Below are 24,883 nucleotides of genomic sequence, written 5' to 3'. Positions count from 1 at the left end.
GAAATGCCGTTGAGTTTGTCCAACCGCGACCAGAACTCCGGTCACCTGTTCTACAACCGGCGGCTGCGCGCAGCGACGACCCGCTTCTCGGTGCGGATGAAGCACGACGACCGCAAGCAAACTGCCGCGCTCGCGTTGTCGGTCGTGTTGGTCGCCATCGCGGCAGGATGGATGATGCTGCTCAATGTGCTGAAACCCACTGGCATCGTGGGAGACTCGGCAATCATCGGTGACCGCGATTCCGGCGCCATCTATGCACGCATCGACGGCCGGCTATATCCAGCGCTGAATTTCACGTCCGCGCGGTTGGCTACCGGGACGGCCGGGCAGCCGACATGGGTCAAACCGGCTGAGATTGGCAAGTATCCGACCGGTCCGCTGATTGGCATTCCTGGAGCGCCCCCTGCGATGCCGGTAAACCTGGGAGCTATCTCGGCGTGGGCGGTGTGCGACACGGCCGGTCGGCCACGCAGCGGTGACAAGCCGGTGGTGACCTCGATCGCCGGCATGCTCAGCGGCGGCGGTCGGGCGGCGCCGTTGCGCGACGACGCCGGGCTGCTGGTCACGTTCGAAGGCAGCACCTATGTGATCTGGGGGGGCAAGCGATCTCAGATCGACCCGGCCAACAGGGCGGTTACGCTGAGTCTGGGACTCGACCCGGCAGTGACGATGCCGGTGGAGATCTCGCGCGCGCTGTTCGACGCGTTACCGGCGACCGAACCGCTGCGCGTGCCGCAGATCCCCGAGGCAGGAACTCCGTCGAGATGGGTCCAGGGTTCCCAGGTGGGAGTGGTGTTGCAAGCCCAAACCGCCGGCGGGGGAAGCCAGTTCTACGTGCTGCTGCCGGAGGGTGTGCAAAAGATCAACAGCTTCGTGGCCGATCTGCTGCGCAGCGCCAATTCCTACGGATCGACTGCGCCGCGCCTGGTGACGCCCGACGTACTCGTCAACACACCTCAGGTGACCTCGTTACCGGTGGAGTACTACCCGGCCGGGCGGCTGAACTTCGTTGACACCGCGGCAAATCCGACGACCTGTGTGTCGTGGGAAAAGGCGTCGACGGACCCGCAGGCCCGCATCTCCGTGTACAACGGCCGGGGTCTGCCGGTTCCCTCGTCGATGGACAACAGGATCGTGCGATTGGTGCGTGACGATCGAAACCCGGCGTCGGTGGTTGCCAATCAGGTTCTGGTGTTGCCGGGTGCGGCGAACTTCGCGACCTCAACCAGCGCCGTGGTCACCGCCGACTCTCGCGAATCGTTGTTCTGGGTGTCCGGTAACGGGGTGCGATTCGGAATCGCCAACGACGAATCGACGCTGCGGGCGTTGGGACTCGACCCGTCTCACGCCGTGCAGGCGCCGTGGCCACTGTTGCGCACTTTCGCTGCGGGACCGGCGTTATCGCGCGAGGCGGCGCTCCTGGCACGCGATACCGTGCCGACCCTCGGTCAGGTGGCCATGGTGACGACGACAGCGAAAGCGGGCGGCTAGCAGAATGTCCAAGAAAGCCTTTCCCATCAACCGCGGCAAAATCGACCCGCCGAAACCGGTTCGGGTGGCGCCCAGTGCCCCGATCGCATTACCGGAACGCGAGCCGCGCAACATCTGGGTGATGATCGGCGTACCGGCGTTGATCGTGGCGCTGATCGGCACCATCGTCATGCTGTACGTGTCGGGCGTGCGGAGCTTGTCCACGGGCTTCTTCCCGTTGATGGGCATCGGCGCGTTCAGCATGCTTGCGTTTTCCGGTCGCTTCGGACGCGCTCGCAAGATCACCTGGGGCGAGATGGAAAAGGGTCGCCGCCGGTATCTGCGCGACCTCGACAGCATCCGTGACGAGATCCAGAACGCCGTGTGTGCGCAACGCTCATGGCAGCACGCGGTGCACTCTGATCCACAGGGGCTGGGCGCCATCATCGGTGGCCCCCGGATGTGGGAACGCAGTCGCCGCGACACCGATTTCCTGGAGGTGCGGATCGGCACCGGTGTCCAACACGCACCCGATTCGGTGCTGTCGGTGACCTGGCCCGACATTTCCTCCGATGAGGAACTCGAACCCGTCACCGGGCAGGCATTGCGGGATTTCATCCTGGAACAGCGCAAGATTCGCGACATCGCCAAGGTGGTCAACTTGCGATCGGCACCGGGCTTCAGTTTCGTGAGCGACGACTTGGACCGAGTGCGCTCGCTGATGCGCTCGATCCTGTGCTCGCTGGCGGTGTTTCACAATCCGCGCGACGTCAAACTCATGGTCGTCACACGCAGTCCCGAGGTGTGGTCATGGATGGTATGGCTGCCCCACAACCTGCACGACGAACTGTTCGATGCGTGCGGATGGCGCCGGCTGATCTTCGCCACGCCCGAAGAACTGGAAGCCACACTCGGCGCAGAACTGCACATGAAAGGAAAGCGCGGCGCCTGGGCCCCGCCGACAGCTGCCACTCCCACCGCGATGGGCTCAGCATTGGAAACCGGGCCAGGTACTGACACAGTCGATTTGGGGCCGCACCTGGTGATCGTTGACGACAACACCGGCAGCCCCGATGCATGGGAGAGCGTCGTAGGCCAGGTCGGCAAGGCGGGCATCACAGTGCTGCGCATCGCGTCGCGCATCGGAACCGGTGTGGGATTCGGCGACGACCAGGTCTTCGATATGGCCGAACGGACCAGCGTTACAAGCGGTTCCATCGCTCTCCAAGCCGGTAGGAACAGCGCGGACATCGAGGACGAGGACGGACGTCCGGTGCCACTGCTGCGCGCGCGCGGCAAGTTCTTCGCTCACGCCGACCAGCTGTCCATCCACCGGGCCTACCGGTATGCGCGTGCGATGGCGCGCTGGTCACCGACAAGCCGAAGCGAGTCCGCTGATTCGACCAGCGGCGCCGCCGAACTGCTGCGTTCGTTGGGTATCAGCGACCCACGCGAATTGGATGTCGATCGGTTGTGGGCCGAGCGTCGCGGCCGCGGCGACGAACGATGGTCGGAGATTCCGGTGGGCGCCAAGCCGAACGGTGAGCTGCAGAACATCATCATTCGTGCAAAAGACTTTGGCGGCTTCGGATTTCACTCGGTAGTCATCGGCACCAGCGGTTCGGGCAAGTCGGAGTTCTTCTTGTCGTTGGTCTACGGGATCGCGCTGACGCATTCACCGGAGACGTTCAACGTCATCTTCGTCGATATGAAGTTCGAATCGGCCGCCCAGGACATCCTGGGTATCCCGCACGTCGTCGCCGCACTGTCCAACCTCGGCAAGGACGAACGGCATCTGGCGGAGCGCATGCGTAGAGTCATCGACGGCGAGATCAAGCAGCGTTACGAATTGTTCACCTCGGTTGGCGCGCGCGACGCCAACGACTACGAAGAAATCCGCCTCGCCGGGCGCGATCTGCCGCCCGTGCCGGTGCTGCTCGTGATCGTCGACGAATATCTGGAACTGTTCGCCAACCACGAGAAGTGGATCCAGCTGATCATCCACATTGGTCAGGAGGGCCGGGGCGCCAACGTCTTCTTCATGCTGGGTGGACAGCGGCTGGACCTCTCGTCGCTGCAGAAGGTCAAGTCCAACATCGCATTTCGCATCGCGCTGCGCGCCGAATCCGGCGACGACAGCCGTGAAGTGATCGGTTCGGACGCCGCTTACCATCTTCCGTCGAAAGAGAACGGCTTTGCGCTGCTGAAGGTGGGCCCGCGCGACCTCGAGCCGTTCCGCTGCTTCTATCTATCGGCGCCGTTCGTGGTGCCGAAGAGTAAGGAAGTGGCCAAAACCATCGATATGACTCTGACCAAGCCGCGGCTCTACAACTGGCAGTATCAGCCGTTGGATCCCGCCGACGCCGCGGCGTTGGAGGCTGCGGCCGCTGTGGACGCCGAACCCGATGAATTCCTTTACCACGACGACGGTTTCAAAAAGAAGAAGATCGTCGACGTGTTACGTGAGTCGCTGCGCGAGGTTCCGCACCGTTCCCCCCGCCGGCCGTGGTTGGAACCGCTGGAAGACCCCGAGCCCATCGACGTCCTGGTGGCCGGATTCCGGGGCAAACCGTGGCATGTCGACTACGGAGAGAATCCCGGGCTGATGTTCCCGGTCGGTGTCATGGACATCCCCGAAGAATCCAAACAGGTGGTGTATGCGATCGATGCGCTGCGCAGCAACATCATCGCGGTAGGGGCAAAGCAGCGCGGCAAGACCACCACCCTGATGACGCTAATGTGTTCGGCCGCAGCCATGTACAGCCCCAAGCGGGTGACATTCTTCTGTATCGGTGGGGCGACCATGGCCCAGGTCGGTTCGCTCCCGCACGTCACCGACATCGTCTCGCCCAAAGACACCGAAGGCATCGAGCGAATCTTGAGCACCGTGGACGCTCTGATCGATGGGCGCGAGGAGGCTTTTCGGCGAGCCAAGATCGATCTCGACGGTTTTCGTGAACGCCGCTTCGGCCCCGGCAGTGACGGGCTCGGCGGCACCGACCCCAACGACCCCTTCGGCGATGTCTTCGTGGTGCTCGACGACTACGACGATCTGTACTCCAAAGACACCGTCTTGGGAGACCGCATCATCTCGTTGAGCAGCCGCGGTCCCGAGTACGGGGTGCACCTGATGGTCAGTGCGGGCGGCTGGATCCACGGGCAACGGCAAAGCCTGCTGCAGAACGTTACCGCGCGAATTCAGTTGCGGTTGGCCGACCCCAGCGAGAGTCAGATGGGCCATTCGTCGATCGAGTCACGCGAAGCCGCGCGACGCACCTTGAACCGTCCGGGTTTCGGTCTGACGGACAGCTTGCACGAACTGCGAGTCGGTATCCCGGCGCTGGCTGACCCCGCCACCGGCGAACTGGTGAACGTCACCGATGTCGGCGAACGGATCGCCGAGGTTGCCGGAGTGACCAAGCACGCCAGCCTGCAGCGGCTGCCACAGCGCGTGGAGCTCAAGGCCATACTCGAACTCCAGGCCGCGCACGCCAGCCCCGACGACCTGTCCATCGCGTTCGCGATCGGCGAGCGCCACCAGCTCCAACCGGTTCCGCTGCGGTTACGGGAAAGTCCGGGGCTGATGATCCTGGGCCGCCAAGGCTGCGGCAAGACCACGACGCTGGTGGCCATCGGCGAGGCGATTATGAGCCGGTTCAGCCCCGAGGAGGCACAGCTCACACTGATTGATCCCAAGACCGCCCCGCACGGTCTGCGCGATCTGCACGGTCCCGGCTATGTGCGGGCCTACGCCTATGACCAAGACGAGATCGACGAGGTCATCACCGAACTGGCCCAACAGATCTTGTTGCCGCGGTTGCCGCCCAAGGGCCTGAGCCAGGAGGAGTTGCGCGCGCTGAAGCCGTGGGAAGGGTCTCGGCACTTTGTCCTCATCGACGACATCCAGGAGCTGCGCAAGGAGCAGACCTATCCGGCCAAACCGCCAGTGGGCGCGGCCCTGTGGAAGTTGATGGAACGTGCCCGCCAGATCGGTCTGCATGTATTCACGACCCGCAACAGCGCGAACTGGTCGACCATGCCGATGGATCCGTGGATGCGCTTCCAGACCTCAGCGAAAGTGGCTCAGCTGTATATGGATAACGATCCGCAAAACCGGATCAACCGATTGGTCCGGGCACAAGCCTTACCGCCCGGACGCGCTCTGTTGGTGGACACCGATGACGCGGTCGAAGGAGTGTTGGTGGGAATCCCGTCGACGCTTGCCACAGGGTAGCGGCGGCGGGCTCGGGTCGTCGCTTTGGGCACAACGTTAGGTGAGTTGATGCACCCAGAAGCTAGTCCGAAGTCCCGAGATCGACGCGGACTGCATCTGGCTGCGTATGCCGGATCGATCGGTGTCCTCGCTTCGATCGCGGCGCTGGCTTCCTGGATGTGGCTGATCGCGGCGACGATGCTCGGCGACAATTGCCAAGGCGATGATGCCCGCGAAATATGCACAGCCGACGCCAGCACTGGGCAGCGTCGCTTCCGTTCATTGCACTTATCTGTTCCGTGGTGGCCGCGGTAATGCCTGTCGTCCTGGTCGCGGCCTTTCGGTGGCGTACGCGGTGCGTATGGGTGGGACTGCCCCTTTCTATCGCGGCGTATTTCGTCGGACCATTGCTCGCGAATTGGGCTCGCTCAGCGGGCATCTTGTGAGCTGGAGCCGGCTGGCCACCTCATTGGCCCTGTGGGTCGTCGATGTGGGGCCGGCCCACGGTTGCCGCGGCGGAACTTACGCAGCGCCTGTCCGCCGAGCTCTAAATCTAAATCTAAAGCCGCAGATCATGCCGGGCGCCAACTTGTGAATACGCGATCGTCCGACTCGCACTAGACTCACTGATCAACACGTCTCATTGCGGGACAGTATTCGGAGGGTGAACATGGTTTGGTCTGTGCAACCGGAGGCAGTCTTGGCGTCGGCGGGTGCCGAGTCGGCGATCAGCGCGGAAACCGAGGCGGCAGCCTCGGCGGCGGCGCCGGCCCTGCTCGGGACGACCCCCATGGGTGGTGACCCCGACTCGGCGATGTTCTCGGCGGCGTTGAATGCCTGCGGCAGCGGCTACCTGGGTGTCGTGGCCGAGCATGCCGCCCAGCGCGGCTTGTTCTCCGGGGCACAGGGCCTTGCGTCAGGCGTGTACGTGATGACCGAGGCGGAGCGCGCAGCGGCAGCGGCGCTAGGGGGGTAAGCGCGCATGCCCGATCCAGGATGGGCTGCGCGTACACCTGAGGCCAACGACCTGCTGCTCAAGGCAGGAACCGGAGTGGCCACTCATGTGGCCAACCAGACGGCTTGGACGACGTTGGGTGCAACGCACCACGCCTCAGGTATCGCATCAGCGATTAATACCGTTGCCACGGCGGCGAGCTGGCTTGGCCTCGGCTCGGCTGCCTCGGCGCTTAACGTGACCATGCTCAATGCCTCCCTGCACGGTCTAGCCGGCTGGGTAGACGTCAAGCCGGCGGTGGTGTCGGCCGCCATCACGGCATTTGAGACCGCCACCGGTGCCATGCGCCCTGCTCCCGAATGCATGGAAAACCGCGACGAGTGGGGAGTCGACAATGGCATCAATCCGCTTGTGTTGGGGGCGTTGACGCCGCGAATTGTGTCCTTGGATGTGGAGTATTTCGGGGTGATGTGGCCGAACAACTCGGCGGTCGGCGCGAGTTATGGGGCGATCCTGGCCGGGTTAGCCGAAAGCCTGGCGATTCCGCCGCCCGTGTCGGCCATGGGTGGCTCGCCCGCGGCGCCGGCCCAGGCGGCCTCGGCCGTCGGGCAGGCGGCTGCGGAAGCCGCGGCCGGTGACGGGATGCGGTCCGCCTACCAGGGCGTGCAGGCGGGGACGAGCGGCGCTGGTCAATCGACGTCGGCCGGCGAAAACTTCGGCAACCAAATCGGCACGTTCATGCAGCCGGTCCAGTCAATGATGCAAGCGGTCCCCCAGGCCTTGCAGGCTCCGGCTGGGCTGATGCAGGCACCGATGAGCGCGATGCAGCCGTTGCAGTCGATGATGGGCATGTTTGCCAATCCCGGCGCTCTCGGCATGGGCGGTGCGGCGCCGGGCGCCTCGGCGGCTTCGGCCGCCGCTGGGGCTGCCGCGACCGAGGCGTCGGTCGGAGCCGGCGGCGGGAGTGCCTCCCTCGGTAGCGCTGGTATGTCCGCGACCAGCTTCACTCGTCCGGTCAGTGCCTTCGAGTCCGGATCCAGCGGCCGGCCGGTGGGTCTGCGGCCCAGCGGGGCGTTAGGCGCCGAGGCGGTCCGTCCGCCGACGACGACCGCGATGAGCGGGGCCCCCATCGGCGGTATGCCGGTTGGCCATGCAGCCGGGGGTCATCGCGGATCCCACGGTAAGTCCGAGCAACCAGCGACGGTGCGAGTCGTCGACGACCGGAGGTAAGGCCAGCGCACAGGGTGAATCGACAGGTCGACATAGCGGCCATAAACTTCGCGACATGCCCCGATATTCAAGGGCGGAACGGCTCACCGTAGTAAGGAGAAAGTCCCGTGGCAGACAACACGATCCAGGTAACACCGCAGATGTTGCGCAGTACCGCCCACGATATTCAGGCGAACATGGAGCACGCCATGGCCATTGCGCAGGGTTACCTATCAAACCAGGAAAACGTGATGAATCCGGCGACCTGGTCAGGTGCGGGCGTGGTTGCTTCCCACGCGACCGCCAGCGAGATCACCAATGAGTTGAACAAGGTCTTGACGGGCGGCACGCGCCTCGCCGAAGGCCTGACCCAGGCTGCGGCTCTGATGGAATCGCACGAAGCGGACTCGCAGCACGCGTTCCAAGCCCTGTTCGGCGGCGGGCACGGATCCTGACCTACTGCTACCCCTAGTCCCCTAGTCCACACACCGCTTCGGAAGGAAGTCAACGATGTCAGACCAGATCACTTATAACCCGGGAGCCGTATCCGACTTCGCCACCGATGTTGGTTCGCGTGCCGGCCAGCTGCACGAGATTCACGAAGACACCGCGAACAAGACGAATGCGCTGCAGGAGTTTTTCGCGGGCCACGGTGCGCAGGGGTTCTTCGACGCCCAGACGCAGATGCTGTCCGGGCTGCAGGGCCTCATCGAGACGGTAGGTCAGCACGGAACCACGACTAGCCACGTTCTGGACAACGCGCTCGGAACCGACCAGGCGATCGCGGGCTTGTTCTAGGCCCGATCAGTCGTAAGGTCACGGGATGTACCCGCGGCAACGTGGGTCCCGAGTGGGGTGGGGCAAACGCGCAAGGCTGCGCGTATGCCCCACCTTCTCTTTCTACATAGAGGTGAAAACGGCATGCTGACAACGACGGTCGACGGCTTGTGGGCTTTGCAAGCCGTCACCGGGGTGGAACAGATATGCCCGGAACTCGGATTGCGGCCGTTGTTACCGCGGCTGGACACTGCCGAGCGCGCGTTACGCCACCCAATCGCCGCCGAGCTTCGAGCCGCGGGCGCTTTGGACGAATCCGGCAACGTCGACCCGATGATCCGCGAATGGTTGACCGTGCTCTTGCGGCGCGACCTGGGGTTGTTGGTAACAATCGGGGTGCCCGGCCTGGAGCCGACACGCGCTGCCATCTGCCGATTCGCATGCTGGTGGGTGGTGTTGGAACGCCACGGCGAGGCGGTGCGGCTTTACCCGGCCGGCATTGCCAACGACGAGACCACGGCCGGTGAGCTGGTTGTGGGTCAGGTCGAAAGGTTGTGCGGCGTAGCTGAAGTGGCCCGACTGCGACCGGTCACCGTGGATACCGAAGAACTGCTGGCGTCGGTGCGCGACGCTGCCAGCCTGCGATCCTTTCTGCTCAGCCAACATTTGGATGCCGACCAGCTGCAGGTCGTCACCATGGCCGCCGATCCGGCCCGTTCCGCGCAGGCGACCATCGTGGCGCTGCAGGCCGGAGTCGGTCCGGAGAAAACCGCGCGCACACTCATCGGCGATACCGCAGTAACCATCATCGATACCCCGGCCGGTCGTATCTGCGTGGAAAGTGTGATGTCAGGGCGGCGGCGCTATCAGGTACTGTCGCCCGGTTCGCGGGGTGACATCAGTGGTGCGGTGCAGCGGCTCATCCGGCGCTTGCCCGCCGGTGATGAGTGGTACTCCTACCGGCGTGTGGTCTAAATTACATTGGCCGCGAATATTAACGTTTACGCAGCTGAGGGTCCACTGTACGAGGTAAACGTGGAATCACGAATTATGTTAGCATCGCCGTCGTGACGAGCCCTTGGAATGATCCGAATATGTCAGACGAAGGTGCGTTCGGCCGGGGGGATCCGTCGGCGCGGCGCAACTTTCGAGATTCGGTATCCGACACAATGCGCATTACCGACCTGGCTGCCCCGCGAAAGATTCCGCCGGGCTCAGGCTGGCGCAAATTCATCTATACCGCTTCATTTCACAACATTAACCCCGGCGAATCGCCTCGTGAACGTCATTACCGCGATTTACAGGCCCGTATCCGTCGTCATATCCGTCGCCAATATGTCATCACGATTGTCTCCGGCAAGGGCGGGGTGGGGGTGACGACGATGGCTGCCTGCGTCGGCGGCGTGTTCCGTGAATGCCGGCCGGATAACGTGATTGCTATCGATGCGGTGCCCGGCTTCGGCACCCTGGCCGACCGTATCGACGAGTCTCCGCCAGGCGATTACTCGGCCATCATCAACGACACCGACGTCCAAGGTTATGCGGACATTCGCGAATACCTCGGGCAAAACACGGTGGGCCTTGATGTGCTGGCCGGAAATCGGACATCGGACCAGCCCAGGCCGCTGGTCCCGGCAATGTTCTCCGGTGTGCTATCCCGGCTCCGGCGAACCCACACCGTGATCATTGTCGACACCTCCGCCGACCTGGAGCACGAAGTGATGAAGCCGGTGCTGCAGAATACCGACACCCTGGTATTCGTCTCCGGGATTACGGCGGACCGCTCCCGGCCGGTGTTGCGGGCGGTGGATTACCTGCGGTCGCAGGGATACCACGAACTGGTTTCGCGAAGCACGGTCATCATCAATCACACCGATGCCATCACTGACAAGGATGCGCTGGCCTACTTGACCGAACGGTTTACCAAGGTCGGTGCGATCGTGGAGGAAATGCCGTTCGATCCGCATCTGGCTAAAGGCGGAATCATCGATACGGTGCACGAGTTAAAGAAGAAGTCGCGGCTGCGGCTATTCGAAATTACCGCGGGACTGGCCGACAAATACGTTCCCGATGCCGAGCGGGCAGTGCCGTGACAACCCCGCACAAGGTTGCTTTCCCGGCCCGGTGCGCAGTCAACATTTGCTACGACAAGCATCTGTCTTCCCAGGTGTTTCCGGCCGGAATTCCGGTGGAGGGATTCTTCGAGGGAATGGTCGAGCTGTTCGACGCCGACCTGAAGCGGAAAGGCTTTGACGGTGTCGCGCTGCCGGCGGGCAGTTACGAGCTACAGAAGATCAACGGGGTCCGGCTGGATATCAACAAGAGCCTCGACGAGCTTGGGGTTCAAGACGGCGACACTCTGGTCCTGGTGCCGAGGGTCGCGGGAGAATCGTTCGAGCCGCAGTACGAGTCGCTGTCGACGGGATTGGCGGCCATGGGCAAATGGCTGGGCCGTGACGGTGGCGACCGGATGTTTGCGCCGGTTACCCCGCTGACTGCCGCGCATACGGCCATCGCGATCATCGCCATGACGGTGGCGGTGGTGGTGGCTCTGGCGTTGCGGACCCGCACCTTTACCGACAGCCTGATGCCGGCCGCGGTGGCGGGCGGAGTTGGTGTTCTGTTGCTGGTCGGGGCATCGGTGGTGTGGTGGGGCTGGCGGGAGCGACGCGACCTGTTCAGTGGCTTCGGGTGGCTGGCGGTGGTATCAGTGGCCGTCGGCGCTGCATGCGCGCCACCGGGCAAACTCGGTGCGGCCCACGGGCTGATCGGGCTCATTGTGGTGCTGCTGGGTGCGGTCGCGATCGGCGTGGTGACTCGCAAACGGTGGCAGACCGCGGTGGTCACCGGTGTCGTGACCGTGTGCGGGATCTTGGCCGCGGTTGCCCTCATCCGCATGTTTCAGTCGGCCTCCGTGCAAGTGCTGGCGATTTGGGTACTGGTCGGCCTGCTCGTCCTGGTCAGGATGACTCCCACGATCTCGCTATGGGTGGCACGAGTACGTCCACCGCACTTCGGATCGATCACGGGCCGGGACCTGTTCGCGCGCCGCGAGGGGATGCCGGTCGACACGGTGTCGCCGGTCAGCGAGGCCGACACGGAGGATGAGGACAACGAGCTCACCGACATCTCCGCCCGGGGCGCAGCTATCGCCGCGTCCGCGCGGCTGGTCAATGCGGTGCAGGTAGGTGTGTGCGTCGGGGTGTCGGTCGTACTGCCCGTTGCGGTGTGGGGGGTATTGACGCCGGGGGGTCCGTGGGCTTGGCTGGCGTTACTGGTCGCCGCTCTGGCAGTGGGGATCTTCATCACCCAAGGCCGCGGATTCGCCGCGAAATACCAAGCGGTTGCGCTGGTGTGCGGGGCGTCCGCCGCAGTGTGTGCGGGGGTTGTGAAATACGCCCTTGCCGCACCCCGGGATGTCCAGGCCGGCCTTTTGTGGCCCGTGGTGGCAGTCGTAGTTTTTGCCGCATCGGGTTTGGCGGCAGCGCTTTTGGTGCCGGCGGTGCGGTTCAGACCGCTCATCCGGTTGACCGTGGAATGGCTGGAAGTGCTGGCCATGATCGTGTTCTTGCCGGCGGCCGCAGCTCTGGGGGGACTGTTCGCATGGCTTCGCCACTAGCACGCCGATGCTTGCGCGCCGCGGCGGCCAGCGTGGCAGTCACTTTGGTCGCCCTGACCACCAACCTCACTGCCGCGCAGGCTATCCCACCACCATCGGTGGATCCCGCCCTGGTGCCCCCGGACGGACCGCCGCGACCGGAACAACCGATGCGCCGCTCCAACAGCTGCTCCGCTCCGATTACCGTGAAGAACCCCGACGTGACGCAGCTGGCGCCGGGCTTCAACCTGCTCAACATCAGCAAGGCCTGGCAATACAGCACCGGCAACGGCGTGCCGGTGGCCGTCATCGACACCGGGGTCACCCCCAACCCGCGGTTGCCGGTCGTGCCCGGCGGGGACTACATCATGGGCGAGGACGGGCTATCCGATTGTGACGCGCACGGCACGGTGGTGAGCTCGATCATCGGCGCTGCGCCGCAAGGGATTGTGCCTATGCCGCGGCCCATGCCGGCCACTCCGGCGTTCCCGCCGCCGGCCGCCCCGCCACCGTCCATCGGTGCGCCGCCGCCGCCGGTGGAGGTGCCGCCTCCGGTGCTGCCACCCCCGCCGCCGACGCCGGTGACGATCACCCAAACCGTTCCGCCGCCACCGCCTCCACCTGAGGAGGCGGGTGCCATGGCTCCGTCCAATGGACCGCCGGATCCGCAGACCGACGACGAACCGGCAGTACCGCCGCTCCCGCCGGGCGCGCCGGACGGAGTGGTGGGGGTTGCCCCCCACGCAACCATCATCTCGATTCGCCAGTCCTCGCGTGCCTTCGAGCCGGTCAACCCGCCACCGGCGGATCCGAACTCTGATGAGCGTGTCAAAGCGGGCACGCTCAATACGGTTGCGCGCGCGGTGGTGCATGCGGCGAACATGGGCGCCAAAGTGATCAACATTTCGGTGACCTCATGCCTGCCGGCAGTAGCCCCCGCTGACCAGCGGGCGCTGGGTGCGGCACTGTGGTACGCGGCCACCGTCAAGGACGCGGTGATCGTCGCCGCGGCCGGCAACGACGGCGAAGCCGGCTGCGACAACAACCCGATGTATGACCCACTGGACCCGTCGGATCCGCGGGACTGGCATCAGGTCAAAGTCATCTCCTCGCCGTCGTGGTTCTCCGACTATGTGTTGTCCGTGGGCGCCGTCGACGGCAGTGGCGCACCCCTGGACAAGAGCATGTCCGGACCTTGGGTCGGGGTGGCCGCGCCGGGGACCCACATCATGGGTCTCTCGCCGCAAGGTGGCGGACCGGTCAACGCGTATCCGCCGTTGAAGGCGGGCGAGAAGAACATGCCGTTTTGGGGCACCAGCTTTTCGGCGGCATACGTCAGCGGTGTCGCCGCGTTGGTGCGGGCAAAATTCCCTGAGCTCAGTGCGCATCAGGTGATCAACCGGATCGTCCAGTCGGCGCACAACCCGCCCGCGGGAGTCGACAACCGAGTGGGCTATGGGCTGGTCGATCCGGTCGCGGCATTGACGTTTAATATCCCTGCCGGCGACCGGCTGGCTCCGGGTTCCCAGAGCCGCGTGATCATCCCGGCGCCGCCGCCTCCGCCACCGGATCACCGGGCGCGCAACATTGCTATGGGGTTCGTCGGTGCGGTTGCCGCCGGCGTGCTGGTGGCGGCGATTGTGGCCCGGCTGCGGAGGGCGCGATGAGGTCTAGGCTGACCGGGTTCAGCCCGGCCAGCACTCGGCGCGTTGTCGGTGTCTGGGTGGTATTCGTGCTCGCGGTGGCGGGCTGGGCCGTTGACGGCTACCTCGGCGCCGCGGTCGCTCTGCTGGCGGGTGTCGCGCTGGTTTTCGTCCGGTGGTGGGGCCAGCCGGCGTGGTCGTGGGCGGTGCTGCGGCTGCGTGGTCGGCGCCCCATCAGCTGGGATGCTCCAATTACCGTGGCCAACAACCGATCCGGAGGCGGCGTCCGTGTGCAGGACGGCACCGCGGTGGTGGCGGTGCAACTGCTCGGCAGAGCACACCGCGCGACCACGGTGACCGGCTCGGTGACGGTCGAAACCGACAACGTCCTCGACATTTCCGAGCTGCTGCCGATGTTGCGCCATCCGCTGAACCTGGAGCTCGATTCACTCAGCGTCATCACGCTTGGGTCGCGGACCGGCACCGTCGGCGACTATCCGCGGGTGTACGACTCGGAGATCGGCACCCCGCCCTACGCGGGGCGGCGCGAAACATGGCTGATCATGCGGTTGCCGATCATCGCCAACGCGCAGGCGTTGCGGTGGCGCAACAGCGTTGGGGCGGCGGCAATTTCGGTTGCCCAGCGCATCGCCAGCTCGCTGCGCTGCCAAGGCCTGCGGGCCCGGGTGGCGACCGCGACGGACCTGGTCGAGCTGGATCGGCGGCTAGGCTCGGACGCGATAGCCGGAAACGCGCAGCGGTGGAAGGCCATCCGCGGAGAATTGGGCTGGATGACCACATACGCCTACCCGCCCGCGGCGATTTCGTCGCAGATCCTTACCCAGGCATGGACCCTGCGCGCCGATGAGGTCGTCCAAAACGTGACGGTATATCCCGATGCAACGTGCACCGCGACCATCACCGTGCGTACCCCCACGCCGGCGCCCACCCCGCCCAGCGTGATCTTGCGCCGCCTCAACGGAGAACAGGCCGCAGCCGCGGCGGCCAACATGTGCGGGCCGCGTCCATACCTGCGCGGTCTGCGGCGCAGCCCGCTGCCGGCGCAACTGGTCACCGAAATTGGGCCATCGGGTGTATTGGTGGGCAAATTGCCCAACGGAGACCGGTTGATGATTCCGGTCACCGATGCCGGTGAGCTGTCGCGGGTTTTCGTGGCAGCCGACGATGCCGTTGCCAAGCGGATCGTCATACGCACCGTCGGCGCCGGCGAGCGGGTCTGCGTGCACACCCGCCACCGAGAGCGTTGGGCCAGCGTGCGGATGCCTGAGGTCAGCATTGTCAGCACGTCGCGCCCCGCACCCCGCACAACGGTCAGCGTCGTCGAGTATCTGGGGCGGCGGAAGAGGGGCGGTGACAACGCGATTGAGGGCGGCAGTGATATCGGGGACGTTGCGATTGCGCCCACGCCGCGGCCGGCCAACGTGATCACGGTCGCGCCCTCCGGTACGGCCCTGCCCGAGGGGCTCAGACACGGGTTCGAGGTGACCATCGAGCAGGTCGACCGTGCGATGGTGAAAGTCAGTGCGGCGGGGCATGATTGGCTGGTAGAGATGGAGATGTTCCGCGCCGAGAACCGCTATGTCGGCCTCGAGCCGGTCACGATGTCTGTCGCCACGTAGGGGCTCGATTGACGTTGAGGCACAGCGTAATGACCGCACCCAGCAGATACGGCGACGCCATCGACGCCATCGAGGCCGCCTGCAGCCATGATGATTCCAGCCACGCTGTCGAGGATGGTGGACGCAATGGGTGATTTGCAAACCGCGCGTAGGCATTTTGATCTGGCTATGACGGTCATGGCGCGCCAGGGCGCTAAGGCCGCCTTGCCTGAGTTCGTTGCCGCCACCGACGCCGACCCGTCGATGGCTGACGCGTGGCTGGGCCGCATCGCCTGTGGCGACCATGACCTGACGTCGCTCAGACAGCTCCACGCCAACAGCGAATGGCTGCACCGCGAGACCACGCGGATCGGCCGGACATTATCGGCTGACATCCAGCTGGGACCCTACGTCGGTATCACCGTGACCGACGCATCACAGGTGGGGCTGGCGCTGTCGTCGGCGCTGACGATCGCGGGGGAGTATGCCGAGGCGGACGCGCTGTTGGCCAACCGCGAGCTGTTGGATTCGTGGCGCAATTATCAGTGGCATCAGCTGGCCAAGGCCTTCCTGATGTTTGTCACGCAGCGTTGGCCGGATGTGTTGTTGACCGCCGCCGAAGACTTACCGCCGCAGGCGATCGTCATGTCGGCGGTAACCGCCTCGATTTGTGCGCTGGCCGCCCACGCCGCAGCGCATCTGGGACAGGGCCGCGTTGCCCTGGATTGGCTGGACCGCGTCGATGTGATCGGGCACAACAAGTCGTCGGGCCGCTTCGATGCCCATGTGCTGACCGCTTCGATCGGCCCGGCCGACATTCCGCTGCTGGTGGCCGATCTGGCCTACGTGCGGGGGATGGTGTATCGCCAGCTGCACGAAGAGGACAAGGCTCAGATCTGGCTGTCCAAGGCAACGATCAATGGGGTGTTGACCGAGTCGGCGAAGGAAGCGCTGGCGGACCCCAATCTTCGGCTGGTGGTGACCGACGAGCAGACCATCGCCAGCCGCACCGACAAGTGGGATCCCGCCACGGCCAAAAGCCGTGACCAACTCGACGACGACGACGCGGCCGAGCGCCGGGCCGAGCTGCTGGCCGAGGGCCGCGAACTGCTGGCCAGACAGGTCGGTCTGGCCGCGGTCAAGCAGGCGGTAGCCGCACTTGAGGATCAGCTTGAAGTGCGCATGATGCGCCTGGAACACGGCCTGCCCGTCGAGGGTCAGACCAACCATATGTTGCTGGTCGGACCGCCGGGCACCGGTAAGACCACCACCGCCGAAGCCCTGGGCAAGATTTACGCCGGCATGGGAATCGTGCGCCACCCCGAAATCCGGGAGGTCCGGAGATCGGACTTCTGCGGGCACTACATCGGCGAGTCCGGCCCAAAAACTAACGAGCTAATCGAAAAGTCAATGGGCAGAATCATTTTCATGGACGAATTCTACTCCCTGGTGGAACGCCACCAGGACGGCACACCGGACATGATCGGTATGGAGGCCGTCAACCAACTCTTGGTCGCGCTGGAAGCGCACCGCTTCGACTTCTGTTTCATCGGCGCCGGCTACGAGGATCAGGTCGACGAATTCCTTTCTGTCAACCCGGGTTTGGCCGGCCGGTTCAATCGCAAGCTGCGGTTCGAGTCCTATTCGCCGGCCGAGATCGTCGAAATCGGCCAGCGCTACGCCACGCCGCGCGCCAGCCTGCTCGACGACACCGCGCGCGAGACGTTTCTGGACGCGGCCACCACCATCCGTAACTACACCACTCCGGGTGGACAGCACGGTATCGACGCCATGCAAAACGGCCGGTTTGCCCGTAACGTCATCGAACGCGCCGAAGGCTTCCGCGACACTCGAGTGGTCGCCCAAAAGCGGGCCGGCCAACCGGTGTCGGTCGAGGATCTGCAGATCATCACCGCCGCCGACATCCAGGCCGCGGTGCACAGCGTGTGTTCGGACAACCGCGACATGTCCGCCATCGTCTGGTAGCAAACCGTGACCCGGCCCCGGCGGGAAAAGCGTTGTTTACGCGGCCGTTACGTCTAAAATGCACGCAGACCTGACACGCAGATGCCAGGTCGGCAACGCGGCTCAATGAACGGAGTGATTCCGGGGTGCACCGGATCTTGCTGACGGCGGTGGTGCTGGCGTTGCTCAATGCGCCGCCCGCGTTGGCAATCAATCCACCGTCGATCGACCCCGGTGCGGTACCGCCCGACGTGACCGGTCCCGACCAGCCCACCGAACAGCGCGTCCTGTGTTCGAGTCCTACCACCTTGCCGGATTCGAGCTTTCACGATCCACCGTGGAGTAACGCCTATCTCGGCGTCTCGGATGCGCACAAGTTCGCAACCGGAGCCGGGGTGACGGTGGCCGTGATCGACACCGGTGTCGATGCCTCGCCACGAGTGCCCGCGGAACCGGGCGGCGACTTCGTCGACCAGGCCGGCGACGGCCTGTCCGACTGCGACGCGCACGGCACACTGACCGCCTCCATCATCGCCGGCCGGCCGGCGCCCACTGACGGGTTCGTCGGCGTCGCACCCGATGCCCGGCTGCTTTCGTTGCGCCAGACGTCCGAGGCCTTCGAACCAGTTGGCACCCAACCCAATCCCAACGACCCCAACGCCACCCCGGCGGCCGGGTCCATCCGCAGCCTCGCCCGCGCGGTCGTGCATGCGGCCAATCTGGGTGCCGGTGTGATCAACATCAGCGAAGCGGCCTGTTACAAGGTGACCCGGCCCATCGACGAGATCAGCCTGGGCGCGGCGATCAATTACGCGGTCAATGTCAAGAACGCCGTGGTGGTCGTTGCGGCCGGCAACACCGGTGGCGACTGCGCGCAGAACCCGTTGCCGGACGCGTCGGCCCCCGGCGACGCACGTGGCTGGAGCAAGGTGCAGACGGTCGTCACGCCCGCGTGGTACGCGCCCTTGGTGCTGACCGTCGGGGGCATCGGCGAAAGCGGTGTGCCCAGCTCCTTCTCGATGCATGGACCGTGGGTGGGCGTAGCGGCCCCAGCGGAGAACATCGTCGCCCTGGGCGACCGTGGCGAGCCGGTGAATGCCTTACCGGGCCGGGAGGGGCCGGTCCCGATCGCCGGCACCTCGTTTGCCGCGGCCTACGTCTCGGGTCTGGCGGCGCTGGTGCGGCAGCGGTTCCCGGAGCTGACGCCTGTACAGGTGATGAACCGGATCACCGCCACCGCGCGACATCCGGGAGGCGGCGTCGACAACCTCGTCGGCGCCGGCGTGATCAATGCGGTGGCGGCGCTGACGTGGGACATTCCGCCGGGACCCGCGTCGGCCCCGTTCAACGTCCGGCGCATTCCGCCGCCCGTGGTGGAACCTGGCCCGGATCGTCGGCCGATCACCATCGTGGCGTTGTCGGTTCTGGGCCTGACGCTGGCACTGGGACTGGGCGGGCTGAGCGCGCGGGCCCTGAGGCGCCGATGAGAAATCCATTCAGTCCGATCCGGTTACGGTTCAGCACCGGTCACACGTTGGTCGTCGCGGTGCTGGGCCCGCCCTGCATCATGCTGTTCCTGCACACGCGCTACTGGTGGGCGGGCATCGCGATAGTTGCGGTGGCCGCCATCGTGGCCACGGTCACCTTCTTCGGGCGCCGGGTAACCGGCTGGGTGGCAACGATGTTCGCGTGGCTGCGCCGCCGCCGCAAGCCGCCCGACGTTCCTTCTGAACCGGTCGTCGGTGCCACCGTCAAGCCCGGGGACCACGTCGCGGTGCGGTGGCGACGCGAGTGCCTGATCGCGGTCATCGAACTCAAGCCACGACCGTTCACCCCAACGGTCATCGTTGACGGGCAAGCCCACACCGACGACGTCTTGGACACCCGACTGTTGGAGGAGCTGCTGTCGGTGCACTGCCCCGACTTGGAAGCAGACGTCGTGTCGGCAGGCTACCGCGTCGGCAATACCGCCTCGTCGGATGTGGTGAACCTCTACCAGCGGGTGATCGGCGCCGACCCGGCGCCGGCGAATCGCCGGACGTGGATCATGTTGCGCGCCAACCCCGAACGTACCCACAAGTCGGCGCAGCGGCGTGACGCCGGGGTCGCCGGACTGGCCCGGTATCTGGTGGCATCGGCCACTCGCATCGCCGACAGCCTGGCCAGCAATGGTGTCGACGCGGTGTGCGGACGCAGTTTCGACGATTACGACCACGCCATCGACATCGGCTTTGTCCGAGAGAAGTGGTCGATGATCAAAGGCCACGACGCCTACACCGCCGCCTACACCGCACCGGGCGGCCCGGACTTGTGGTGGTCGGCGCGCGCCGACCACACCGTCACCAGGGTCCGCATCGCTCCCGGGATGCCGCCGCAGTCCACGGTGCTACTGACCACGGTGGGCAAGCCGAAGACGCCGCGCGGATTCTCCCGCCTCTACGGCGGCCAGCGGCCCGCCTTGCAGGGCCAGAACCTCGTTCCCAACCATCACTGTCAGCTGCCGATCGGATCGGCCGGTGTGCTGGTCGGCCAGACCGTGAACCGGTACCCGGTATATATGCCGTTCGACGACGTGGACGTGAGCATCAACCTCGGCGACGCTCAAACCTTCACGCAGTTCGCCGTGCGCTCGGCCGCCGCCGGCGGAATTGTGACGGTTGGTCCGCACTTCGAGCAGTTCGCCAGCCTGATCGGCGCGCACATCGGTCCGGTTGCCAAGATCGCGTGGCCGAACGCGACGACCTATCTCGGCCCCCATTCCGGCGTCGACAAGGTGATCCTGCGGCACAATCTCATCAGCACCCCGCGGCATCGGGAGTTGCCGATCCGGCGGGTTTCCCCGCCGGACGAGAGTCGCTACCAGATGGCCCTGCCAAGGTAGAACAGTGCCGGCAAGCCCGGGGACGGCCGAAAATTTTTGGTGCGGGAACCTGCCATTTCAGCGACGATAATGGCTGTAGCACTAAGGAGGATGATCCGACATGAGCCAGCCGCAGACCGTGACGGTTGATCAAGACGAAATTCTGAAGAGGGCCACCGAGGTGGAAGCCCCGATGGCGGTCGCGCCCAATGACGCGCCGGCGGCGCCTTGCGACCTCACGGCGGCCACCAATGCTGCCCGGCAACTTGCGGTGTCCGCCGACAACATGCGGCTCTATCTGCAGGCGGGCGCGAGGGAACGGCAACGGCTGGCGACGTCCCTGCGAAATGCAGCCAAGGCTTATGGCGAAGTCGACGAGGAGTCGCAGACCGCCCTGGACACCGACGGGAACGCAGCGGTGCAGGCCCAATCCGCCGGCGGCGCAGGCGGGGACAGCTCGGCAGAACTGCAGGAAACCCCGAAAGTGGCGGCGGCCGGTGACGCAGATTTCACAGAGCTCAAGACCGCGGCAACCAAACTCGAAGCAGGGGACCAAGGCGCATCGTTGGTCGACTTTGGGCAGGCGTGGAACAATGTCAACCTGGCACTGCAAGGGGACATCAAGCGCTTCCGGATTTTCGAGAATTGGGAGGGCGATGCCGCCACGGCATGTGAAGCCTCCATGGACCAGCAAAAGGAGTGGGTACTCCACATGGCAAAATTGAGCGCTGCGCTGGCCAAGCAGGCTCAATACATCGTTCAGCTGCAAGTGTGGGCCCGCCGGTCGCATCCGTCGTTAGCCGATATCACCAAGCTTGAGCAGTTGTCGAAGGACCCGGCTTACAAGGACCAAGCGATCAAGCTTTACGCGGAGTACCAGTCGAAATCTGAGCAGGTGCTGAGCGAGTATGCGACGAAGGCGGATCTGGAACCGGTGAATCCGCCCAAGCCGCCGGCCGCCATCAAGATCGACCCACCGCCGCCCGCTCAGCCTCAGGGTTTGATCCCCAGCTTCTTGATGCCGCCCGGCGACGGTTCCGGCGGGACTCCGATGACCGGGATGCCGATGGCGCCGATGGCCCCGGGCGGTGGGGCCGGTGGCGGTATGCCGGCCGGCACCAGCGCAGAATTGACCTCTGCCACTCACCAGGCGGCAGCCAACCTGTCGAAGGATCCGGGGATGAAGCCGATGTCGCTGGGCGGCGGCGGAGGCGGCGGAGGTATCGGTGGGGCACCGCTGGGGGAGCCGGCGGGCCTGGCGGGCACCGACTCGGTGCGGCCGGCTGCCGCGGGCGACATCGCCGGCGCGGCTCAGGGGAAGGCCGCCGCGGGCGGTGGGATGGGCGGGGGTGGCATGGGCATGCCGATGGGGGCACACGGCCAGGGCCAGGGAAGCTCCAAGTCCAAGGGCGCCCAGCAAGACGACGAGGCGCTTTACACCGAGGACCGGGCGTGGACCGAGGCCGTCATCGGTAACCGCCGTCGTCAAGACAGCAAGGAGTCGAAGTGACCAGCATGGAAATGGACCCGCATGTCGCCCAGACGTTGGCGCTGGCGGCACGGTTCCAAACGGCCCTCGATGGGACGCTCAATCAGATGAACACCGGATCTTTCCGGGGCACTGACGAGACCGAGACCGTCGAGGTGACGATCAACGGACACCAATGGCTCACCGGGGTCCGTATCGAGGAGGGCCTGCTGAAGCAAGTGGGCGCGGAGGTCGTCGGGGCGCGGGTCAACGAAGCGCTGACGAATGCGCAATCCGCGGCGACGGCTTACAACGACGCGGCGGGCGAGCAATTGGTCGCGGTCCTGTCCGCCTTGTCCGACACGATGAACAAAGGGCTGATCTAGCTCGGTTCTCAGCCACGTCGGCGACGGCCCGGACGCTGACGCTCAGCGTCCGGCCGCGCCATTCCGGCGTATTTCCGATGCCGTCTCGCGCCGTGCTGGGCGCACCCCGTCCGGTCGCGGTTCGAGCGACGCAGTGATCACCATGCCGGGGTTGCCGGCATCCGTGCGGCGCCGGATTCGGCGGCCGTCCTGATCCCAAATTGCCGCATCTAGCTGGTCTTAACCTCGGTTAGGCTTGTTAACCATGACGTCCGTTACCGCTCACCAGCCGTCGCCGCATCAAAGCCGGCGCCGCGGCTGTGCAGCGTGCGCGCCGGTCGAACGATCCACCGCGGGTACCTACCCGGCAGGTCTCGTCGCTGCGGCCTGGCGGCTGTTGGGAGGAGAGTAGGCGATGGGCATTCCGAGGCCGACAGGAGAGTACGCCGGGCAGATGCTCGAGCCGAGCGGGTGGCCGGAAGCCGATGAGGACACCTTCTACGACCGGGCGCAGCAATACAACCGGGTCTTGCATCAGTTCACCGATGTGATGGATGCCTGCCGCCACCAACAGGTCGAGGTCTTCGACGGCGGTGTGTGGACCGGTGGTGCGGCCAATGCCGCCAGCGGTGCACTGGGGGCAAACCTCACCCAAATGAGCACGCTGCAGGACTACCTGGTAACGGTGATCACCTGGCACCGCCATATTGGCGGGCTGATAGCCCAGGCAAAGGCGGATATCGGCAACAACGTGGACGGGGCGCAACGGGAAATAATCGCCCTGGAGAACGACCGCGACATGGACGCCGACGCGCGCAAGGCTGCTATCGAGGCATTGGTGCGCGCCACGCACAGCGCCAATGCCAGCCTGGTGGCGGAAGCCGCTGAACGGGTCTCGGCGTCCAAGAACTGGAAACCGCCGCACAACGCGCTCCAGGATCTGCTGCACCAGGTAACGCCCCCCACCCCCGAGGTGCCGTCGTTGGTCGTACCAACTCCGGGTAAGCCTGCTCCCGCACCGCCGGCCCCGAAGCCCTTCGAACCGACACCGGTCACCCCGCACCAGCCGGTGACACCTGGTGCACCGGTTACCCCGGTCAACCCGCGGCCGGTCCCGCCGGTCACGCCGGGCAAGCCGGTCACCCCCGGCGTACCGGTTACTCCCGTCACCCCGAGGCCAGTCCCCCCGGTTACCCCGGGCACGCCGGTGTCCCCGATCCCACCGGTTACCCCGGGCAAGCCGGTCACCCCAGTCACCCCGGTGAACCCGGTCAAGCCGAAGCCGGACCAGCCGGTCACCCCGGTCACCCCGGTCAATCCCGCCCCGGCCCCGGCCCCGGCGCCGGCCCCGGGCCCATCCACTCCCGTTTCACCGACACCGGCGCCGGCGCCGAGCCCGCAACCGGCTCCGGTGGGCCCGTCGCCATCACCGAGCCAGCCGTCGATGCCGAGCGATCCGGGAACCCCATCGACGCCATATACCCCGTCGACCGAGCCCGCTCATGTGAAGCCGGCAGCCGCGACGGAGGCGCCGTCGATGCCGTCCGCACAACCGACGGCTCCGTCGGGTCCGTCGCATGGCGACGACGGGTCGTCGTCACAGCCAATGGCACCCGCAGCCGCGGGCGGGATGCCGGCTGCCGCTCGCGGAATGTCCGGCGGAACCGCCGCTCCCGCAGCGTCAGCGGCTGCCGGCCCGAGCAGCGGGCAGAGCGCCGCATCCAGTGCGGGCTCGCGCGCCGCCACTGGGCGGGCACCGCTGGGCCCAGCCGGCAGGGCACCGGCAGCGGCGACTCCCCGTCCGGCGTCGGCGCGCATCGCGCCTCCAGCCCGACCGGCGCCGCCGCCGGAGGCGCCCGAGAAGGAAAAGCGCGAGTCGGCAGACGACCTCACGGTGTTGCCGTCGGTGCCGGTTTCGGCGGCGCGGGCGGCGCGCGATGCCATTGCCGCGGCGTCAGGTGCCCGCCGCGGCAAGTCCGACCCGCTACGGCTGGCGCGTCGCATCGCAGCCGCATTGAATGCGCCCGACGTCCGCGACGAGGGGGATTACGGGTTCTTCTGGGTCACGGCGGTGACCACCGACGGCGAAATTGTGGTGGCAAACAGCTACGGCCTGGCATACATACCCGACGACGTGCAATTGCCCGCGAACGTGTTCATGGCCAGTGCCGACCACGCCATTCCGGCGGACGAAAAGGCACAATTCGCCACCTACCCGATACTGGCCGTCCAGGGCTGGGCCGCGTTTCACGACCTGAAGCTGCGGGCGGTGATCGGAACCGCGGAGCAGTTGGCCAATTCCGATCCGGGCGCGGCCAAGATCATTTTGGAAGCGGACGATATCCCGGAGAGCGGCAAGATGACCGGCCGTCCGCGGCTGGAGGTGGTGGATCCTTCAGCGGCGGCCCAACTGGCCGAGACCGAGGACCTACAGTTGCTTGGCCTCTTGCCGCCGGCCCCGGCCGATGCCAACCCGCCGGACGACGAGCGGCACATGCTGTGGTTCGAGCTGATGAAGCCGATGACCAGCAGCGCCACCGGCCGCGAGGTGGCCCACCTGCGGGCGTTCCGGGCCTATGCCGGGCACTGCCAGGAGATTGCCCTGCACCAGGCATACGCCGCGCCCGACGCGGAGGCTCAGCGCCCTGCGGTCGAGGACTGGCTGTACTGGCGATATGTCACCGGTTTGCTCGACAGCGCCCTGACCGCGGCAACCTGAAGCGCCCCGCTGACCCCCCGGG

General features: G+C 65.7%; 17 protein-coding genes. All 17 read left to right on the top strand.

What is annotated here, in order from left to right; translation table 11 throughout:
* The first annotated feature begins 3 nt into the window (after positions 1–3).
* The 17 genes from eccB (at position 4) to EET10_RS28285 (ending at position 24,861) form a co-directional block, all read left to right on the top strand.
* The gene (gene eccB, locus EET10_RS28370; RefSeq protein WP_036404627.1) at positions 4–1,491 is read left to right on the top strand and encodes a type VII secretion protein EccB; all 1,488 of its coding nucleotides are present in this window, start codon (positions 4–6) and stop codon (positions 1,489–1,491) included.
* A gap of 4 nt (positions 1,492–1,495) precedes the next feature.
* Positions 1,496–5,704: a type VII secretion protein EccCa gene (eccCa, locus tag EET10_RS28365; RefSeq protein ID WP_063468458.1), complete on the top strand. Its 4,209-nt coding sequence runs from the start codon at positions 1,496–1,498 to the stop codon at positions 5,702–5,704.
* 649 nt (positions 5,705–6,353) lie between these two features.
* The gene (locus EET10_RS28355) at positions 6,354–6,659 is read left to right on the top strand and encodes a PE domain-containing protein (RefSeq protein ID WP_036404931.1); all 306 of its coding nucleotides are present in this window, start codon (positions 6,354–6,356) and stop codon (positions 6,657–6,659) included.
* Positions 6,660–6,665: 6 nt separating this feature from the next.
* A complete protein-coding gene (locus tag EET10_RS28350) occupies positions 6,666–7,868 on the top strand; it encodes a PPE family protein (RefSeq protein ID WP_122502706.1) in 1,203 nt (400 codons plus the stop codon).
* A 107-nt stretch (positions 7,869–7,975) separates the two neighbouring features.
* Positions 7,976–8,302 carry a WXG100 family type VII secretion target gene (locus tag EET10_RS28345; protein WP_081260823.1) on the top strand — a complete coding sequence of 109 codons (327 nt, stop codon included), beginning with the start codon at positions 7,976–7,978 and terminating at the stop codon, positions 8,300–8,302.
* Between the two features lie 55 nt (positions 8,303–8,357).
* Complete coding sequence (locus tag EET10_RS28340) at positions 8,358–8,645, top strand: WXG100 family type VII secretion target (RefSeq protein WP_036404621.1); 288 nt, start codon at positions 8,358–8,360, stop codon at positions 8,643–8,645.
* Between the two features lie 123 nt (positions 8,646–8,768).
* Positions 8,769–9,599, top strand: a complete 831-nt coding sequence (locus tag EET10_RS28335; RefSeq protein WP_036404619.1) for an ESX secretion-associated protein EspG — start codon at positions 8,769–8,771, stop codon at positions 9,597–9,599.
* Between the two features lie 92 nt (positions 9,600–9,691).
* The gene (locus tag EET10_RS28330) at positions 9,692–10,717 is read left to right on the top strand and encodes a MinD/ParA family ATP-binding protein (RefSeq protein ID WP_099187865.1); all 1,026 of its coding nucleotides are present in this window, start codon (positions 9,692–9,694) and stop codon (positions 10,715–10,717) included.
* A complete protein-coding gene (gene eccD, locus EET10_RS28325; protein ID WP_122502705.1) occupies positions 10,714–12,243 on the top strand; it encodes a type VII secretion integral membrane protein EccD in 1,530 nt (509 codons plus the stop codon). The genes EET10_RS28330 and eccD overlap by 4 nt, the downstream gene beginning before the upstream one ends.
* Complete coding sequence (gene mycP / locus EET10_RS28320; RefSeq protein WP_063468457.1) at positions 12,228–13,889, top strand: type VII secretion-associated serine protease mycosin; 1,662 nt, start codon at positions 12,228–12,230, stop codon at positions 13,887–13,889. The genes eccD and mycP (EET10_RS28320) overlap by 16 nt, the downstream gene beginning before the upstream one ends.
* Positions 13,886–15,505 (top strand): type VII secretion protein EccE, encoded by a 1,620-nt coding sequence (gene eccE / locus EET10_RS28315; protein ID WP_063468456.1) that lies wholly within the window; start codon positions 13,886–13,888, stop codon positions 15,503–15,505. The genes mycP (EET10_RS28320) and eccE (EET10_RS28315) overlap by 4 nt, the downstream gene beginning before the upstream one ends.
* 105 nt (positions 15,506–15,610) lie before the next feature.
* Positions 15,611–17,470: a type VII secretion AAA-ATPase EccA gene (gene eccA, locus EET10_RS28310; protein WP_099188597.1), complete on the top strand. Its 1,860-nt coding sequence runs from the start codon at positions 15,611–15,613 to the stop codon at positions 17,468–17,470.
* Between the two features lie 125 nt (positions 17,471–17,595).
* Entirely contained in the window at positions 17,596–18,936 is a 1,341-nt protein-coding gene (mycP, locus tag EET10_RS28305) for a type VII secretion-associated serine protease mycosin (protein ID WP_036404616.1), read from the top strand.
* Positions 18,933–20,330, top strand: a complete 1,398-nt coding sequence (eccE, locus tag EET10_RS28300) for a type VII secretion protein EccE (protein ID WP_036404613.1) — start codon at positions 18,933–18,935, stop codon at positions 20,328–20,330. Before mycP (EET10_RS28305) ends, eccE (EET10_RS28300) begins: the two co-directional genes overlap by 4 nt.
* Before the next feature lie 100 nt (positions 20,331–20,430).
* Positions 20,431–21,819 (top strand): EspB family ESX-1 secretion system-associated protein, encoded by a 1,389-nt coding sequence (gene espB / locus EET10_RS28295; protein WP_036404610.1) that lies wholly within the window; start codon positions 20,431–20,433, stop codon positions 21,817–21,819.
* 5 nt (positions 21,820–21,824) lie between these two features.
* Positions 21,825–22,163 (top strand): YbaB/EbfC family nucleoid-associated protein, encoded by a 339-nt coding sequence (locus EET10_RS28290; protein ID WP_036404916.1) that lies wholly within the window; start codon positions 21,825–21,827, stop codon positions 22,161–22,163.
* A 394-nt stretch (positions 22,164–22,557) separates the two neighbouring features.
* Positions 22,558–24,861, top strand: coding sequence for a secretion protein EspK (locus EET10_RS28285; protein ID WP_122502704.1), 2,304 nt, complete (start codon positions 22,558–22,560; stop codon positions 24,859–24,861).
* The last annotated feature ends 22 nt before the right edge of the window (positions 24,862–24,883 follow it).

Source organism: Mycobacterium pseudokansasii, assembly GCF_900566075.1.
GTDB lineage: Bacteria > Actinomycetota > Actinomycetes > Mycobacteriales > Mycobacteriaceae > Mycobacterium > Mycobacterium pseudokansasii.
This window is presented reverse-complemented; position numbering and strand designations above follow the sequence as displayed.